The 16,430-nt window shown below is 74.0% G+C and carries 9 protein-coding genes; 6 read left to right on the top strand and 3 right to left on the bottom strand.

What is annotated here, in order from left to right; translation table 11 throughout:
• Positions 1 to 81 precede the first annotated feature (81 nt).
• The 3 genes from prfB to E5082_RS25420 form a co-directional block, all read right to left on the bottom strand.
• Positions 82 to 1,188, bottom strand: coding sequence for a peptide chain release factor 2 (gene prfB, locus E5082_RS25430; protein ID WP_135788719.1), 1,107 nt, complete (start codon positions 1,186 to 1,188; stop codon positions 82 to 84).
• 173 nt (positions 1,189 to 1,361) lie between these two features.
• A complete protein-coding gene (locus E5082_RS25425) occupies positions 1,362 to 2,582 on the bottom strand; it encodes a serine/threonine-protein kinase (protein WP_135793595.1) in 1,221 nt (406 codons plus the stop codon).
• Between the two features lie 132 nt (positions 2,583 to 2,714).
• Complete coding sequence (locus E5082_RS25420; protein WP_135793594.1) at positions 2,715 to 4,403, bottom strand: serine/threonine-protein kinase; 1,689 nt, start codon at positions 4,401 to 4,403, stop codon at positions 2,715 to 2,717.
• Positions 4,404 to 4,767: 364 nt separating this feature from the next.
• Between E5082_RS25420 and E5082_RS25415 the strand changes: the two genes are divergently transcribed.
• From E5082_RS25415 to E5082_RS25390, 6 genes are all read left to right on the top strand, one after another.
• Positions 4,768 to 7,944 carry an FtsK/SpoIIIE domain-containing protein gene (locus E5082_RS25415; protein WP_135793593.1) on the top strand — a complete coding sequence of 1,059 codons (3,177 nt, stop codon included), beginning with the start codon at positions 4,768 to 4,770 and terminating at the stop codon, positions 7,942 to 7,944.
• Between the two features lie 175 nt (positions 7,945 to 8,119).
• On the top strand, positions 8,120 to 9,493 hold the full coding sequence (locus E5082_RS25410; protein ID WP_135793592.1) for an ABC transporter substrate-binding protein: 1,374 nt from the start codon (positions 8,120 to 8,122) through the stop codon (positions 9,491 to 9,493).
• 7 nt (positions 9,494 to 9,500) lie between these two features.
• Complete coding sequence (locus E5082_RS25405; protein ID WP_190045387.1) at positions 9,501 to 10,844, top strand: carbohydrate ABC transporter permease; 1,344 nt, start codon at positions 9,501 to 9,503, stop codon at positions 10,842 to 10,844.
• Complete coding sequence (locus tag E5082_RS25400; RefSeq protein ID WP_086689957.1) at positions 10,841 to 11,758, top strand: carbohydrate ABC transporter permease; 918 nt, start codon at positions 10,841 to 10,843, stop codon at positions 11,756 to 11,758. Before E5082_RS25405 ends, E5082_RS25400 begins: the two co-directional genes overlap by 4 nt.
• A gap of 140 nt (positions 11,759 to 11,898) precedes the next feature.
• Positions 11,899 to 14,103, top strand: coding sequence for a bifunctional glycosyltransferase/CDP-glycerol:glycerophosphate glycerophosphotransferase (locus E5082_RS25395; protein WP_135793590.1), 2,205 nt, complete (start codon positions 11,899 to 11,901; stop codon positions 14,101 to 14,103).
• 125 nt (positions 14,104 to 14,228) lie between these two features.
• Positions 14,229 to 16,430, top strand: a complete 2,202-nt coding sequence (locus E5082_RS25390) for a bifunctional glycosyltransferase/CDP-glycerol:glycerophosphate glycerophosphotransferase (protein ID WP_135793589.1) — start codon at positions 14,229 to 14,231, stop codon at positions 16,428 to 16,430.

The raw sequence follows: 16,430 nt of genomic DNA, 5'->3' as shown, positions 1-16,430 counted from the left end.
GTGACTGTGACCTAAGCCCCACACATAAAACAACTGCCGCCCAGTGGACGGCAGTTGCGAGAGGTTGTCATGTCGACAAACTTACTTCTCCTGCTGCTTGCGCCAGCGAATTCCGGCCTCCAGGAAGCCGTCGATCTCACCGTCGAGCACGGACTGCGGGTTGCCGACCTCGAACTCGGTGCGCAGGTCCTTGACCATCTGGTAGGGGTGCAGGACGTACGACCGCATCTGGTTGCCCCAGGAGCTGCCGCCGTCGCCCTTGAGGGCGTCCATCTTGGCGCGCTCCTCCTGCCGCTGGCGCTCCAGCAGCTTGGCCTGGAGGACGTTCATCGCCGTGGCCTTGTTCTGGATCTGCGAGCGCTCGTTCTGGCAGGAGACCACGATGCCGGTGGGCAGGTGGGTCAGGCGGACCGCGGAGTCCGTGGTGTTCACGCCCTGGCCGCCGGGGCCCGAGGAGCGGTACACGTCGATGCGCAGGTCCGACTCGTCGATCTCGACGTGGTCGGTCTGCTCCACGACCGGGAGCACCTCGACACCCGCGAAGGAGGTCTGGCGGCGGCCCTGGTTGTCGAACGGCGAGATGCGCACCAGGCGGTGCGTGCCCTGCTCGACCGAGAGCGTGCCGTACGCGTACGGGATCTGGACGGCGAAGGTGGTCGACTTGATGCCGGCCTCTTCGGCGTACGACGTCTCGTAGATCTCCGTCTTGTAGCCGTGCCGCTCGGCCCAGCGGAGGTACATGCGCTGGAGCTGCTCGGCGAAGTCGGCGGCGTCGACGCCGCCCGCCTCGGCGCGGATGTTGACCAGCGCCTCGCGGGAGTCGTACTCACCGGACAGGAGGGTACGGACCTCCATCTCGTCCAGCGCCTTCTTCACCGCGACCAGCTCGGACTCCGCCTCGGCGAGGGTGTCCGGGTCGTCCTCCTCCTCGGCCATCTCGAAGAGCACGGCGAGATCGTCGATCCGGCCGCGCAGCCCCTCGGCCTTCCTGACCTCGGCCTGGAGGTGGGAGAGCTTGCTGGTGATCTTCTGCGCCTCGTCCGGGTTGTCCCAGAGGGACGGCGCGGCCGCCTGCTCCTCGAGCACGGCGATGTCTGCCCTCAGCTTGTCGAGGTCCAGGACGGCCTCGATCGACTCCATGGTCGAGGAGAGGGACTTCAGCTCTTCGGATACATCGACGACTGCCACGCCCCCAGCGTAACGGCTCCGCCGGGTGCGGAGGTCTCCGACGGTCTGGCCCACGATGGTGCGAGGTGCTGCGGGGCGCGTACCAGGGGCTGCCGCCCCCGGACCCCCGCTGTCGGCCCACAAGGGGCCTCGTCCTCAAACGCCGGACGGGCTGAATATGCCTGACCTGGGCTTCACGGTGCCGACGTGCTGCTCCCTGCCGGAGGCGGAGTCTCGTCCCCTCCGCTCGTCGCCGCCCAGGCGCCCGCTCCCACCGCTGCCGCCAGCAGGACCCCGGCCACGGTCAACGTGATCCGGCGGCGCCGGGCAGCGGCCCGGTGGCGGGCCGAGCCGGGGCGGGGGGCGCCGGGGGTGCGGGGGGCGCGGGCTGTGCCGTGGGCTCCGCCGGCCAGCTCGTCGGGGGCCGGGACGCGCATGGAGGTGTGGGTGTCGCGGTTGGAGTCGGGCTTGGGGCCGGGGACCAGGGAGACGGCACCCCGGCGGCGGACCGGCTCGCCGGACGGGAGGGGGGCGGGGGGCTCCTCGGGGGCCGCCTCGGGGTCGGGCTCGTCGACCTCCAGCGGGGGGATGCCCGCGAGGCTGGGGAGCTGTTCCCGCAGCCGGGCGGCGAGTTCGGAGGCGCGCAGCCGGGAGGCGGGGCCCTTGGCGAGGCACTGGACGATGAGCTGCCACAGCTCCTCGGGGATGCCGGGCAGCGGCACGACGGTCTCGGTGACGTGCCGGCGCAGCACCGCGCCGGGGTGGCCGCCGCCGAAGGGGGTGAAGCCGGCGAGCAGCTCGTACAGGACCGTGGCGAGGGCGTAGATGTCGACGGCCGCGCGCGGGGGCAGGCCCTCGACGATCTCGGGGGCGAGGTAGTCCGGGGTGCCGATGATCTTCGTGGCACGCGTGCGCCGGGGCGAGTCGATGAGCTTGGCCACGCCGAAGTCGGTGAGCAGCGCCGGGTGGGCGCCGCCGGGGCCGAGCGGGCCGCGCATGTCGAGCAGGATGTTCTCCGGCTTGACGTCCCGGTGGACGACCCCGGCCGCGTGCGCGGCGGCGAGCCCGTCCGCGACGTCGGCGACGATCGCCACCGCGGCCTCGGGCGCGAGCCGGCGCTCGCGCTCCAGGCGGGTGCGCAGGTCGGTGCCGCGCACGATGTCCATGACCAGGGCGAGGTCGTTGCCGTCGACCACGAGGTCCCGCACGGTCACGATGTGCGGGTGCTCGAGTCCCAGCAGCGCGGTCCGCTCCTGCACGAAGCGTCCGACCAGCTCCTGGTCGGAGGCGAGGTCCTCGCGCAGCATCTTGATGGCGACGGGCCCGTCCGGTCCCTCGCCCAGCCACACTGTCCCGGCGCTGCCCCGCCCCAGGATCTGGTTGGCGGTGTACCGGCTGCCGATCTTCCGTGCCAAGACTGCTCCCACAGACGCGTGTTGCCCCGGGTCGACAAAACTACGCGCCCACGGGGGTCACCTTCACCGCGGAGCCGGAAATCACCCGCTGGGTGTCGACAAGTCCCCAGAACCGGCTCCGCGAGCAGCCGTTCAGTTGCCGCCGGAGGAACTGTCCAGGCTCTTGAACCAGTCGGTTACGGAGCCGGCCCACTCGCTGAGCTGGTCCCAGTAGCCCTTGCCCTGGCCGACCCAGGTGTGCAGCGGGGTCAGCTCCCAGATCAGCCAGCTCGCCACGACCAGGATGACGATCGTGAAGAGGCATCCCTTGAGGCAGCCCAGGCCGGGGATCTTCATCGGGTTGGCGCCGCGCTGCCGGGGCGGGCGGGGCTCGCGCGCGGGCCGCTGCGGCTCGGGGGCGTAGCGCTGTGGCTGCGGCGGCGGGGAGTACTGCTGCGGCTGCGGGGTCGAGCGCCGGGGCGCCGGACGCTGCTGCGGCTGCTGCCGGCGGGGCTGCTGCGGCTGGTGCTGCGGGCGGGCGGCCTGCCGCTGGGGGCGGCGGCGCAGCGGGTCCTCGTCCGGGTCGAGGTACTGGACCTGGGTCTGCTCGTTGCGGTCGCGGGCCGCGCGGAGCTGGGTCTGCCAGGGGTGCGGCTGGTCCGGATTCTGCGCGTTCTGCTGGTTCTGCCCGTAGGGGTCCTGCGGGTCGTACTGGCCCGGCTGGCCCTGCGGCACCGGCGGCATGACCGTGGTGGGGTCGGCGGCGCCGGTGCTCGGGAGGACGGTGGTCGGGTCGGCGGCGCCCTGCGGGCCCGCGGTGTGCGGCAGGAAGCTGGTGGCCGCGTTGGGGTCGTAGGCCGCCCGGGCGGTGTTCGGGGGCAGCACCTGGGTGGCGTCGGAGGCGCCGGGCACGTCCGGTACGGGGGCCGGGGCGGGGTCGGGCGCGAGGAGGGCGGCGACGCCCTCGGCCGCGGCGATCTGCGCGGGGTTGGCGTGCACCCCGACGCCCTCGGCGACCACGCGCAGGGCGCGGGCGAGGTTCTCGGCGCTGGGCCGTTCCCCGGGGTTCTTGCGCAGGCAGCGCTCTATCACCGTCCACAGCGGGTCGGGGACGGTGGAGGGGCGGCGCGGCTCGGCGCTGAGGTGCTGGTGCAGCACCTCCAGGGCGGTGGCGCCGGAGAACGGCGGACGCCCGGTGACCAGCTCGTACAGCAGGATGCCGGCGCCGTAGACGTCGACGGCGGAGGTCTGCGGGCGACCCTCGGCGGACTCCGGGGCGACGTAGGCGGGGGTGCCGACGAACTCGTGGGTGCGGGTCAGACCGGGTGAGTCGGCCAGCCGGGCGATGCCGAAGTCGGTCAGCATCGGGTGCATCCGGCCGTCGTACTGGCGCAGCAGCACGTTGGCGGGCTTCAGGTCGCGGTGGACGACGCCGTCGGCGTGGCTGGCGGCGAGCGCGTCGGCGACCTGGGCGGTGAGCAGGGAGGCGGCGACGGGCGAGAAGGTGCCGTTCTCGCGCAGGTAGCGGTGCAGGTCGGGGCCCTCGACGAGGTCCATGACGAGCGCCAGCAGGTCGCCCTCGACGACCAGGTCGCGGACCCGGACGATGTTGGGGTGGGTGAGCCGGAGGAGTACGGAGCGCTCGCGCAGGAAGCGCATCACGATGTCCGGGTCGCTCGCCAGCTCCTCCTTGAGGACCTTGATGGCGACCGTCTCGCCGGGCTGGCCCGCCACGGCCGCCTCGGCGCCCGCCGTCTCCCGCTGGCGGGCGCGCCAGACGGTGCCCGTGGCGCCGCGCCCGAGCGGCTCCTCGAGCAGGTACTTGCTGCCGACTGGCCGCACGTCACGCGCTCCCTGCTGCTTGTTCGCCGATTGCCGCCGGGGTGTTCCGGCGTTCCGACCACTGTAGTGGCCGCTCCGGAAGCCGCCCCCTGAGTACTACGTGCGGCTTCCGGCACATGTTCGGTGGAAAGACGCTCACCTCGGTCCGCCGGTTGCCCCTTCCGGTACGTGACCGATCTCAAGTGATCGCCGCCGCGGTACTGGTCAGGCACTTTTGGGGGCAGAGCTGAGCAATCAAGATCACTTCGTACCGGGACGCGGGCGGGAGGGCCGCGACAGGTGCGAGGATGCGTGCAGTACTGGCCTACGTGCCCGTGCGGAGTGGGGGACCTCCGCGGCCGGGCGGAAGGGACCGCTGACGGCGATGCAGATCCGGCTGACCGTCGTAGATCCGCAGGGCGCGTCCCCGGGGCGGGGCGGCGCCGCGACGCGCGACGTGCTGGTCACCGCGCCCACCGGCACCGAGCTGGCGGCGGTGGCACCCGCGCTGGCCTCGGCGGTCACCGGCGAGAGCGGGGCCGGCCGGGACGGCGGCGGGGCTTCCGTGGTGCTGTACGCGGGCACCGACCGCCTGGACCCGCGCCGTCACACCCTCGGCGAGCCCCCGCTGGTCGACGGCGCGGTGCTGTCGCTGGGCGCCCCGGTGGCCCCGGAGCCGCATCCCGAGCTGGACGACGCCCCGACCCAGCTCCATGTGGTCGCGGGCCCGGACGCGGGCGGGGTCCATCTGCTGCACGGCGGCCGGATAACGGTGGGCCGCTCCGCCGACGCCGACGTGCCCCTGGACGACCCGGACGTGTCCCGGCTGCACTGCGCGGTCACGGTCACCGCCGAGGGCCGGGTCTCGGTCGCCGACCTCGACTCCACCAACGGCACCACGCTGGACGGTGCCCGCGTCACCGGCCGCCCGCTGCGCTTCCCGTCGGGCGGTCTGCTGCGCCTGGGTGAATCCGCGCTCAGGGTGACCCCCTCGGGGGGACCCGGAGCGCGGGTGCGCACCGTGCCGGACGGCGAGGGCTGTGTGCGGGTGCCCCTCGGGGAGGACCCGGAAGTCCGCTCCCGAAAAGCCCCGGACGCCGCCCCGGCACCGGCCGCGCCGGACGGCCCGACCGGGCACGCGTACGGCACCGCCGGCCGGATCGGCGCCGAGCGCGCGGAGCGGGCCGCCGTGCCCGGGCAGGACCGGGCGCCCCGGACCGAGAGCCGGGCCCCGGACCACCTCACCGGCGGATACCGGGAGCACGACACCCACGCCGGCCACCGGCCCGACGACGCCCACCCCGACGAGCTGGACTCCCCCACCCGTAAGGGCACCCCCGTCCGGGGCACCGACCTGCCCGCCCGCCGCCGGGGCATAGGCGCCTGGGCCCGCAAGCTGACCGGCGGCCGGGGCGAGCACCTCCCCGCAGAGGAGGCGCCGTACGCCGAGGCGGCCCCCGTCGCGCTGCCGGAGGCGTTCCGGCGCCCGGAGACCTGGCCCGACCCGGCCGCGCTGCTGCTGACGGCGCTCGGGCCGGGCCCCCGGCTCTGGGAGCGGGGTCCGGGGCACCGCGAGGCCCTGGCCGTGCGGCTCGGCACCGCCGACCGGACCGCGCCGGACGGCTCCGCGCTGCCCGCGGTGCCGGTGACGGCCGCGCTGCGCGAGGCGGGCGCCCTGGGTCTGGCCGGTCCGCGCCCCCGGCTCGCGGGGCTGGCCCGCGCGGTGCTGGCGCAGCTGGCCGCGCTGCACTCGCCGGACCTGCTGGAGATCGTGCTGATCAGCGCGGACCGTGCCCGCCCGGTGGAGGAACGCACCGCCGAGTGGTCCTGGCTGGGCTGGCTGCCGCACGTCCGGCCGGGCCACGGCCAGGACTGCCGGCTGCTGCTGGCCTACGACCGCGAGCAGGCGGCCGCCCGCACCGGCGAGCTGCTGCGCCGCGTCGAGTCCAACGACCCCGCCTCCTTCCGGCCGGGCCCGGACGGGCATCCGGGGCCGTACACGGTGGTCGTGGTGGACGGCGACCCCGGCGGCTCGGCGCTGCGGGAGGACGTGGCGCGGCTGGCGGTGAGCGGGCCGCGCGCCGGGGTGCACGTGGTATGCCTGGCCGAGACCGTGCCCGCCTCCCCCGCCTCGCCGCTGGCGGAGACCTACGAGGCGGCCTGCGCGGCGACGCCCACCTTCCGCGAGTGCGGCGCGGTGGCGCTGCTCAGCGGGGACGTGGCGACCGCGCTGCGGCTGATGCGGGTGGCGCCGACCGGTCCGGTGGGACCGGGCACCCTCGCCGCCGTGGACGCGGTGTCGCACGCCTGGGCGGAGCGGTTCGCGCGGGCGCTGGCCCCGCTGCGCCCGGACGCCCCGGACGAGGACCGGCACACGCGTGTGGCGGTGCCGCTGCCGTTGTCGGCCCGGCTGCTGGACGAACTGGGGCTGGCCCGTGCCACCCCGGCCTCGCTGATGGCGCGCTGGGCGGACGCGGCCGACGACACCGAGTCGCTGGGCGGCCGGGCCCGCGCGGTACTGGGCGCCGGTCCGCGCGGCCCGGTCACCGCCGACCTGGTGGCCGACGGCCCGCACCTGCTGGTCGAGGGCCCGCCCGGCAGCGGGCGTACGGAGCTGCTGCGGGCGGTGGTGGCGTCGCTGGCCGCCGCCGAGCGCCCGGACCGGCTCGGCATGGTGCTGATCGACGGCCGCGACGGCGTCGGCACGGCGGCCGGGGCCGGAGAGGGACTGCGCTCATGCACCGACATACCGCATGTGACGACCCATCTGATCGCCAACGACCCGGTGCGCATGCGGGAGTTCGCGCAGTCGCTGAGCGCGGAGCTCAAGCGCCGGGCGGAGCTGGTCGGGCTGACCGACTTCACGCACTGGCACACCGCGCACGAGGTGTCCGGCCGGATGGTGGCCCAGCGCCGCCCCGGCGGACCCGGCCCGGGCAGCGGCGACCTGGAGGGGCCGCCCAGCTCCACGCTGCGGCTGCGGCCCGGCGCCGCCCGGCAGCACACCGAGGCGGCGCCCCCGCTGCCCCGGCTGGTGGTGGTCGTCGACGACCTGGACGCCCTGGTCTCCCCGGCGCTGGGTTCGCCGGGCCGGCCCGCCGCCGGTTCGGTGGTCCGGGCGCTGGAGGCGGTGGCCCGTGAGGGCGAGCGGCTCGGCGTGCACCTGGTGACCGCGACCGGCACGGGCGGCCGTACGGCGGAGACGGAACCGGCGCGGCGGGCCACTCTGCGGGTGACGCTGGACGCGCCCTCCGGCGGACGCGGTACGGGACCCGCCGAGCGGAGCGCGGAAGGCGAACCGGCGCCGGGACGCGGGGTGCTGGCGTACCCGGACGGCCGGGTCACCGGGGTGCAGGGCGGCCGGGTGACGGGCCGCATACCGCGCACCGCCACCCAGCGGCCGACCGTACTGCCGCTGGACTGGCAGCGGATGGGCGATCCACCCACCCGGCGCCCGGTGCGCGAGCTGGGCAACGGCCCCACCGACCTGGCCCTGCTGGCGAGCGCGGTGGAGCGGGCGGCCCGCCAGGTGTCGGCGGGTCAGGTGCCGTCGCTGCTCTGAGCACCGGGGCACGGCAACGAACCGGCGCCGGCACGCATACCCCGATGATCACGAGCCGGTCACGATGCGTGGCCGGACCCTGCGGGTGCTCTTGCCGCACCGGGGCGGCCCGGCGTACACCGGAGCCCACAGGCAGAGTTCAGGCGTTCAACGGAGAACGACGAACGGGGAAGTGATGCGCAAGCCGAGCGACACCATTCGAGGACCGCGGGCCGGAGCCGCCCTCGCCGCGCTGCTGGCGGGGGCACTGACGCTCACCGCCTGCTCCGGCGGTGACGGTAAGAAGGAAGCCGACGAGGGCGGCGGCGCCACCGGCTCCACGGTGACCCTGCCGAAGCTGAACGGCACGGAACTCGAGGTCGCCGCCGTCTGGACCGGAACCGAGCAGGCGAACTTCAAGAAGGTGCTGGCGGAGTTCGAGAAGCGCACGGGTGCGAAGGTGACGTTCGTGCCCGCGCAGGACCCGATCATCAACTTCCTCGGTTCCAAGATCGCGGGCGGGCAGCCGCCGGACGTGGCGCTGCTGCCGCAGCCTGGCGCAATCAAGCAGGCGGTCGACAAGAAGTGGGCCAAGCCGCTCGGCCCGGACGCCGTGAAGGAGCTGTCGAAGAACTACTCGCAGGGCTGGCAGGACATCGGCAAGGTCGACGGCAAGCCGTACGGCGTCTACTACAAGGCCGCCAACAAGTCGCTGATCTGGTACAACGCGCCCGTCTTCGAGAACGCGGGCGCCAAGGAGCCGAAGACCTGGGCCGAGCTGCTGACCGCCGCCCAGGCGGTGTACGACTCCGGTGTGACCCCCTTCTCGGTGGGCGGCGCGGACGGCTGGACGCTGACCGACTGGTTCGAGAACGTCTATCTCTCCCAGGCCGGCCCGGAGAAGTACGACCAGCTCGCCAAGCACGAGATCAAGTGGACCGACCCCTCGGTGAAGCAGGCGCTCACCACGCTCGCCCAGATCTGGGGCAAGAAGGACTATGTGGCGGGCGGCGCGGACGGCGCGCTGCAGACCGAGTTCCCGGCCTCGGTGACCCAGACCTTCACCGGCGGCGACCAGCCCAAGGCCGCGATGGTCTACGAGGGCGACTTCGCGCAGGTCAACATCGGTGAGACCAAGGCGAAGGTGGGCGCGGACGCCAAGGTCTTCCCCTTCCCGTCGGTCGGCTCGACCGCGCCGGTGGTCTCCGGCGGTGACGCGGCGGTGATCCTGAAGGACTCCAAGGGCGCCCAGGCGCTGGCGACCTTCCTGGCGTCCCCGGACGCGGCGACGGTTCAGGCCAAGCTCGGCGGCTACCTCTCGCCGAACAAGAACGTGCCGGACTCGGCCTACCCGAACGAGACCCAGCGCACCATCGCCAAGGCGCTCATCAAGTCCGGCGACGACTTCCGCTTCGACATGTCCGACCAGGCGCCGCAGGCGTTCGGCGGCACGCCCGGCAAGGGCGAGTGGAAGGACCTCCAGGACTTCCTGAAGAACCCGAAGGACGTCGCGGGCACCCAGGCGAGGCTGGAGAAGGACGCGGCGGCCGCGTACGGGAACGGGGGCTGATCCGGTCATGGCATCGGCAGCGGCGGCCGGCGCCCCTGCGGGCCCGGCCGCGCCGAAGAGCCGCAGGAGCGTGACCGGGACGCGCAAGGTGGTGGCGGCGCTCTTCCTGCTGCCGGCCCTGGTGCTGCTCGGCGCGCTCGTGCTCTACCCGATCGGGTACTCGGTCGTCCGCAGTCTCTACGACTCCTCGGGCGACCGGTTCGCCGGGTTCGACAACTACCAGGCGCTGTTCACCGACGACGGCATCCGCACCGCGCTGAAGAACAACGTGATCTGGGTGGTGTTCGCGCCCACCGTCTCCACCGCGCTCGGCCTGGTCTTCGCCGTGCTGACCGAACGGGTGCGCTGGGGGACGGCGTTCAAGCTGATCGTCTTCATGCCGATGGCGATCTCGATGCTGGCCGCCGGGATCATCTTCCGGCTGGTGTACGACCAGGACCCGGACAAGGGGGTCGCCAACGCGGTGTGGGTCGGGGTGCACGACTCCTTCGCCCAGGCGTCGGCGTTCCCGAAGGCGCACCCCGGCCGCGAGTCGCCGCTGGTGGGACAGGGCGGCGCCTTCGTCACCAAGGACCCGGTGAAGGCGGGCACCCCGGTCGCGCTGCCCATGGTGGGCGTGGCCCCGGACCAGTTCCCGGACGACGCCGGGCGGGCCGTCGCCGCCCGGCCGGAGCCGGGGAAGGTCACCGGCACGGTCTGGCAGGACTTCACCCGCGGCAAGGGCGTCGGCAGGCTCGGCGCCCCGGACCCGGCCGAGCGCGGGTACGCCGGGATGCGGATCGAGGCCGTGAAGGACGGCAAGGTGGTGGCCTCGGCGAAGGCGGCCGGGGACGGCACCTTCACCCTGCCCGCCTCGGCGGACGGGGCTCGGCTCAGGCTTCCGGCGGCCAACTTCAAGGAGGCGTACAACGGCGTCGACTGGCTCGGCCCGGCCCTGGTCACCCCGGCGATCATCGGCTCGTACGTCTGGATGTGGGCGGGCTTCGCCATGGTGCTGATCGCGGCGGGGCTCGCGGGGGTGCCGAGGGAGCTGCTGGAGCAGGCGCGGGTGGACGGCGCCAGTGAGTGGCAGGTGTTCCGCAAGGTGACCGTGCCACTGCTGGCGCCGGTGCTCGCGGTCGTCACCGTCACGCTGATGATCAACGTGCTGAAGGTGTTCGACCTAGTCTACATCATCGCGCCGGGCTCGTCCCAGGACGACGCGAACGTGCTGGCGCTGGAGCTGTACCGCAAGGGCTTCTCCGAGGGGCGGCCCGGCGTGGCCAGCGCCATCGCGGTGTTCCTGCTGCTGCTGGTGATCCCGGTGATGCTGTTCAACATCCGCAGGCTGCGGCGGGAGGGCAGGCCATGAGCACGCACACCGAGAGCGCGGGACGGGTGCGCGAGCTGCCCGCGAAGGACACCGTGCGGGGCCGGCGTTCGCTGGGCGCCCGGCTGGTTCAGGGGCTGGGCGGCGGGCTGGTCCAGTTCTTTCTGGTCCTGGTGGCGCTGTTCTGGCTGGTGCCGACCATCGGGCTGCTGATCTCCTCGCTGCGCTCGCCGGAGGACATGAACGCGAGCGGCTGGTGGACGGTGTTCACAGAGCCGTCCAAGCTCACCTTCGAGAGCTACGGCAAGCTGCTGGAGAACGGCGACATCACCCACTCGCTGGTCAACACCGTGCTCATCACGGTCCCGGCGACGCTCGGCGTGGTGGTGATCGGCTCGCTGGCCGCCTACGCGTTCGCGTGGATGGAGTTCCCCGGCCGCGACTGGTGGTTCCTCGGCGTGGTCGCGCTGCTGGTCGTGCCGGTGCAGGTGGCGCTGATCCCGATCGCCGAACTCTTCGGCAAGGTCGGGCTGTTCGGCTCCATCCTGGGCGTGGTGCTGTTCCACATCGGGTTCGGGCTGCCGTTCGCGGTGTTCCTGCTGCGGAACTTCTTCGCGGAGATCCCGCGCGAGCTGCTGGAGGCGGCCCGGCTGGACGGCGCGGGCGAACTCCGGCTGTTCGCACGGGTGGTGATGCCGCTCGGCGCGCCTGCCATCGCGAGCCTCGGCATCTTCCAGTTCCTGTGGGTGTGGAACGACATGCTGGTGGCGCTGGTGTTCACCAAGTCCGGCTCCCAGCCGGTCACGGTGGCGCTCCAGACGCAGGTACGGCAGTTCGGCAACAACATCGACGTGCTCGCGCCCGGCGCGTTCCTGTCGATGGTGATCCCGCTGGCCGTGTTCTTCGCCTTCCAGCGGCAGTTCGTGTCCGGGGTGATGGCGGGAGCGGTCAAGTAACCGCGTCCGCACAGGTGTTGCCCGGGGGAATCCGTACGGCTCCCCCGGGCGTCCCCCGTATGCCGTAGGAGCCGTAACCAAGTCACCTGGGCGGCCGTTGCCGGGCAGAAGGCCCGCGCCGACCGACCCATGGATGTGCCTTGCCCAGGTTCAGCGTCATCGTCCCCGCGTACCAGGTCCAGGCGTACCTCGCCGAGTGCCTGGAGTCGGTGCTCTCGCAGTCCTACGCCGACTTCGAGCTGATCGCGGTGGACGACCGCTCGCCGGACGGCTGCGGCGCGATCATCGACGAGTACGCGGCCCGCGACCCCCGGGTGAAGGCCCTGCACCTCGCGGAGAACGCCGGGCTGGGTCCCGCCCGCAACGCCGGTGTCGACGAGGCGGGCGGCGACTACCTGCTCTTCCTCGACGGTGACGACACCCTCACCCCGCACACCCTGCGCGCCCTCGCGGCCCGCCTCGCGGCGACCGGCGAGCCGGACGTGCTGGTCTTCGACTACGCCCGCACCCACTGGGACGGCACCACCCTGCGCAACCGGCTCGCGGACCGGCTCACCGAGGACGGCCCGGCCCCCTTCACCCTGGCCGGCCGGCCGGGGCTGCTGCGGGTGCTGATGGTGGCGTGGAACAAGGCGTACCGCAGGGAGTTCGTCACCCGTGAGGGCTTCCGGTTCCCGCCGGGCTACTACGAGGACACCCCCTGGACCTTCCCGGTGCTGATGGCGGCCGGGTCGATCGCCACGCTCGACCGGGTCTGCGTGCACTACCGCCAGCGCCGCCGGGGCAGCATCCTACGCACCACCAGCCCCCGCCACTTCGACGTGTTCGACCAGTACGACCGGGTCTTCGCCCACCTCACCGAGCGGCCGGAACTGGAGCGCTGGCGGTCCGAGTTGTACGCCCGCATGCTCGACCACCTCACCACGATCGCCACCCGCCCGGACCGCCTCCCGCGCGGCAGCCACCCGGCGTTCCTGCGCCGGGCCCGCGCCCACTGCCGCCGCCACCGCGCCCCCGGCACCCCGGTACCCCCCGGCTTCCGCCGCGCCCTGGTCCGGCACGGCATGCACCGCACCTTCCGCACCCTGCGCCTGGCCGCCGCCCTCCGCCGCCACGCACGCGCCTCGGCCGGGCGCGGAAAACACTGGCTGCGGGCGGTCCTGCTGCGCCTGCACTACCGGGTGCAGCGGCTTCTCCCCCTGCGCGCCGACCGCGCCCTCTTCGCCGCCGACCCCGCCCCCGACCAGGGCTGCGACCCGAGCGCCCTGGAGGCCGCGTTCCGCGCGCACGCCCCGCACATCCGCACCGCCTGGCTCGGCCGCCCCGGCACCGCCGCCCACTTCACCGCGCTCGCCCGCTCCAAGTACCTGGTGCACAACGCCGGTTTCGGGCCGGGCCTGGTCAAGCGCCCCGGCCAGGTCTACGTGCAGACCCGGCAGGGCACCCCGCTCGGCCACACCGGCCTCGACCTCCAGGAACGCCCGGCGGCCGCCCACGGCACGGACTTCGCCGGGCAGTTGCGCGAGGTCGACCAGTGGGACTACGTCCTCTCCGGTAACCGGCACTCCACCCTCACCTGGGAGCGGGCCCACCCCGGCGGCTACACCACGCTGGAGTACGGCAGCCCGCGCAACGACGCCTTCCAGCACGCCACTTCGGCCGACGTGGCCCAGCTGCGCGCGTCCCTCGGCGTGCCGGAGGGGGCGGTCGCCGTGCTGTACGTGCCCGCGCGCCGCGACCACCGGCGCACCCAGACCCCGCCGCTGGACCCCGCCCGGCTGCTCGGCCTGCTCGGACCCCGTTTCACCCTGCTGACCCGCGCCCCGCTCGGTGAGCCCCCGGCGCCGGGGGCCCGGCTGGTCGACGTCTCCGCCCATCCCGACCTGCCGTCCCTGTGCCTGGCCTCGGACGCGCTCCTCACCGACTTCTCGCCGCTGATGTTCGACTACGCCGGGCTCGACCGCCCGGTGGTGCTGCACACCGGGGACTGGGACACCTTCCGCACGGTCCGGGGCGCCTACCTCGACCTGCTCGCCTGCCCTCCCGGCCCACTGGCCCGCACCGAGGAGGAGGTCGCGGACGTGTTCGCCTCCGGCCACTGGCGCGGGGTGCGCTCCGCCCGGCTGCGGGCCGCGTTCCGCGAGCGCTTCTGCCCGTACGACGACGGCGGCGCGGGCGAGCGCGTCGTCCGCCATGTGGTGCTGGGGCGGCCGGCGGGGCTGCCCGAGACGGTGCCGCCCGGTGCGTGCAGGCCGGTGCGGTCGGCGGCCGAGGCCCAGGTCAGGGCGCCGCTGCCGTCCGTGCCGCAACCTTCCGGCCCGCTCCCCGTCACCGAGGGCCGCTGAACACCGTTGGACCTTCCGGGAGTCTCCATGCCCCTCGGCACGACGCGGCCCACGCCGACCCGGCCGTCCACCTGGCGTCCCGCCGGGCGGCCGGGCCGCGTCCGCAAGACGACAGAAAGAACAGCATGCCCCGCTTCAGCATCATCGTCCCCTCCCACGGGGTCCCGGGCCGGCTGTCGCAGGCCCTCGACTCGGTCCTCGCCCAGTCCTTCGGCGACCTGGAACTGATCCCGGTCTGCGACTCCCCCGACGCCCCGGCCGCCGCGGTGGCCGCCGGACACGCCGAGCGCGACCGGCGGGTGCTCCCGGTGAACTCGCCGCCGTCGGCCGGACTGAGCGGGGCGCGCAACGCCGGGCTGCGGGCCGCGCGCGGCGGGTACGTGCTGTTCCTGGACGGCGACGACCTGCTGCTGCCCGGCGCGCTGGCCGCGCTGGACCAGCGGCTGACCGAGACCGCGGGCGTCGACGTGCTGCACGCCGAGTACGAGCGCGTGCCCTGGTGGGAGGGCGAGCCCGCCAACCCGGCCGCCCCCCTGCTGGCGAAGGCCCCGACGGGAGCCTTCGCCCCCGGCGCGGCCCCCTGGCTCACCGGCGTCCAGTTCCCCGCGTGGAGCGCCTGCTACCGGCGCTCCTTTCTCGTCGAGCACCGACTCACCTTTCCCGAGGGACACTTCACCGACCTCGGCTGGGGCGGTCTGGTCACCGTCGCCGCCGGCCGGATCGCGGTGCTGCGCCGGCCGGTCGTCCGGCACCGGGCCCGGCGCCAGGGCAGCAGGCTGAACGCGCCCGGACCGCACCAGCACGACCTCCTGGACCAGGTGGACCGGGTGCTGCGCCGGGCCGCCGAGTCCGCGCTCCCGGCCGAGCGGGCCAGGGCCCTGTTCGGGCAGCTCTTCCTGCAGGTCCTGAAGACCGCGTCCCGCCCCGAGCGGCTCACGGAGGGCCACCGGGCGTTCTTCCGCCGTGCCGGACGGCTGTACCGCAGGCACCGCCCGGCCGGGTACCGGGTGCCGGGCGGGAGCCTCGGGGTGCAGCACCGGCTGCTGGCGGCGGGCGCGTACACCCCGTTCCGCGCGCTGCGCGGGGCCAACCGGGTGGCCGCCGGGGTATCGCGCCGGCTGCCGAAGCCGCGCATGCTGCGCACCCGGCTGCGCTACGCCCGCGCCCTGCGCCGCCCGCTCGATCCCAACCTGGCGGTGTACTGCGCCTATTGGGGCCGCGGGTACGCCTGCAACCCGGCCGCGATCCACGCCAGGGCCCGCGAACTCGCCCCGCACATCCGCTCGGTGTTCCTGGTGGAGGCCGACCAGGCGCACACGGTCCCGGAGGGCGTGGAGTACGCGGTGATCGGTTCGCGCCGGTACTGGGAGGTACTGGCCCGCGCCACGTACCTGATCAACAACGCCAACTTCGCCGAGGGTGTCGTCAAGCGCCCCGGCAGCACGCATCTGCAGACCCAGCACGGCACCCCGCTGAAGAAGATGGGCGTGGACCAGTCGACGTACCCGGTGGTGGCCGCGCGGTCGGGCAGCTTCACCAAGCTGCTGGGCCGGGTGGACCGCTGGGACTACAACCTGTCGTCCAACCGGCACTCCACGCAGATGTGGGAGCGCGCCTTCCCCGGCTCCTACGAGCAGTTGGAGTACGGCTATCCACGCAACGACGTGTACGTGACGGCGACCGCCGACGACGTGGCCCGCGTCCGCCGCGAACTGGGCATCCCCGCGGGCGCCACGGCGGTGCTGTACGCCCCCACCCACCGCGATCACGCCACCGGCTTCGAGCCCGGCCTGGATCTGGCCGCGTTCTGCGAGGCGGCCGGGGACGACGTGGTGGTGCTGCTGCGCGCCCACTACTTCTACGACCGGGGCACGGCCCGGAGTTCGGACCGGATCATCGACGTCACCGCGCACCGCTCGGCCGAGGACGTGTGCCTGGCGGCGGACGCGCTGATCACGGACTACTCCTCGATCATGTTCGACTACGCCAACCTGGACCGCCCGATCGTGGTGTTCGCGGACGACTGGGAGGTCTACCGCGAGACGCGGGGCGTGTACTTCGACCTGATGACCGAGGCGCCGGGCCCGGTGGCCCGTACGCCCGAGGAGCTGGCGCGGATCTTCCGCGAGGGCGAGTACCGGGGCGCGGAGTCCGCCGCGCGCCGGGCCGTGTTCCGGGAGCGGTTCTGCGAGTTCGACGACGGGCGCGCGGCCGAGCGGGTCGTGCGCCGGGTGCTGCTCGGTGAGCCGCCGGAGGCGCTGCCGCCGGTGGTGCCGCTCGCCGAGCGTGTGCCCGCCCCCGCCGCCGCGTCCCTCGTGAGGAGCTGA

This window comes from Streptomyces griseoluteus (assembly GCF_004784465.1).
GTDB classification, from domain to species: domain Bacteria; phylum Actinomycetota; class Actinomycetes; order Streptomycetales; family Streptomycetaceae; genus Streptomyces; species Streptomyces griseoluteus.
Note: the sequence above shows the minus strand (reverse complement) of the source record. Positions and strands in the feature narration are given on the sequence as shown.

What these genes read in the sequence shown, in the direction of transcription:
- E5082_RS25415 (WP_135793593.1), top strand. Translation starts at nt 4,768, where the DNA reads ATGCAGATCCGGCTGACCGTCGTAGATCCGCAGGGCGCGTCCCCGGGG.
- E5082_RS25410 (WP_135793592.1), top strand. Translation starts at nt 8,120, where the DNA reads ATGCGCAAGCCGAGCGACACCATTCGAGGACCGCGGGCCGGAGCCGCC.
- E5082_RS25405 (WP_190045387.1), top strand. Translation starts at nt 9,501, where the DNA reads ATGGCATCGGCAGCGGCGGCCGGCGCCCCTGCGGGCCCGGCCGCGCCG.
- E5082_RS25400 (WP_086689957.1), top strand. Translation starts at nt 10,841, where the DNA reads ATGAGCACGCACACCGAGAGCGCGGGACGGGTGCGCGAGCTGCCCGCG.
- E5082_RS25390 (WP_135793589.1), top strand. Translation starts at nt 14,229, where the DNA reads ATGCCCCGCTTCAGCATCATCGTCCCCTCCCACGGGGTCCCGGGCCGG.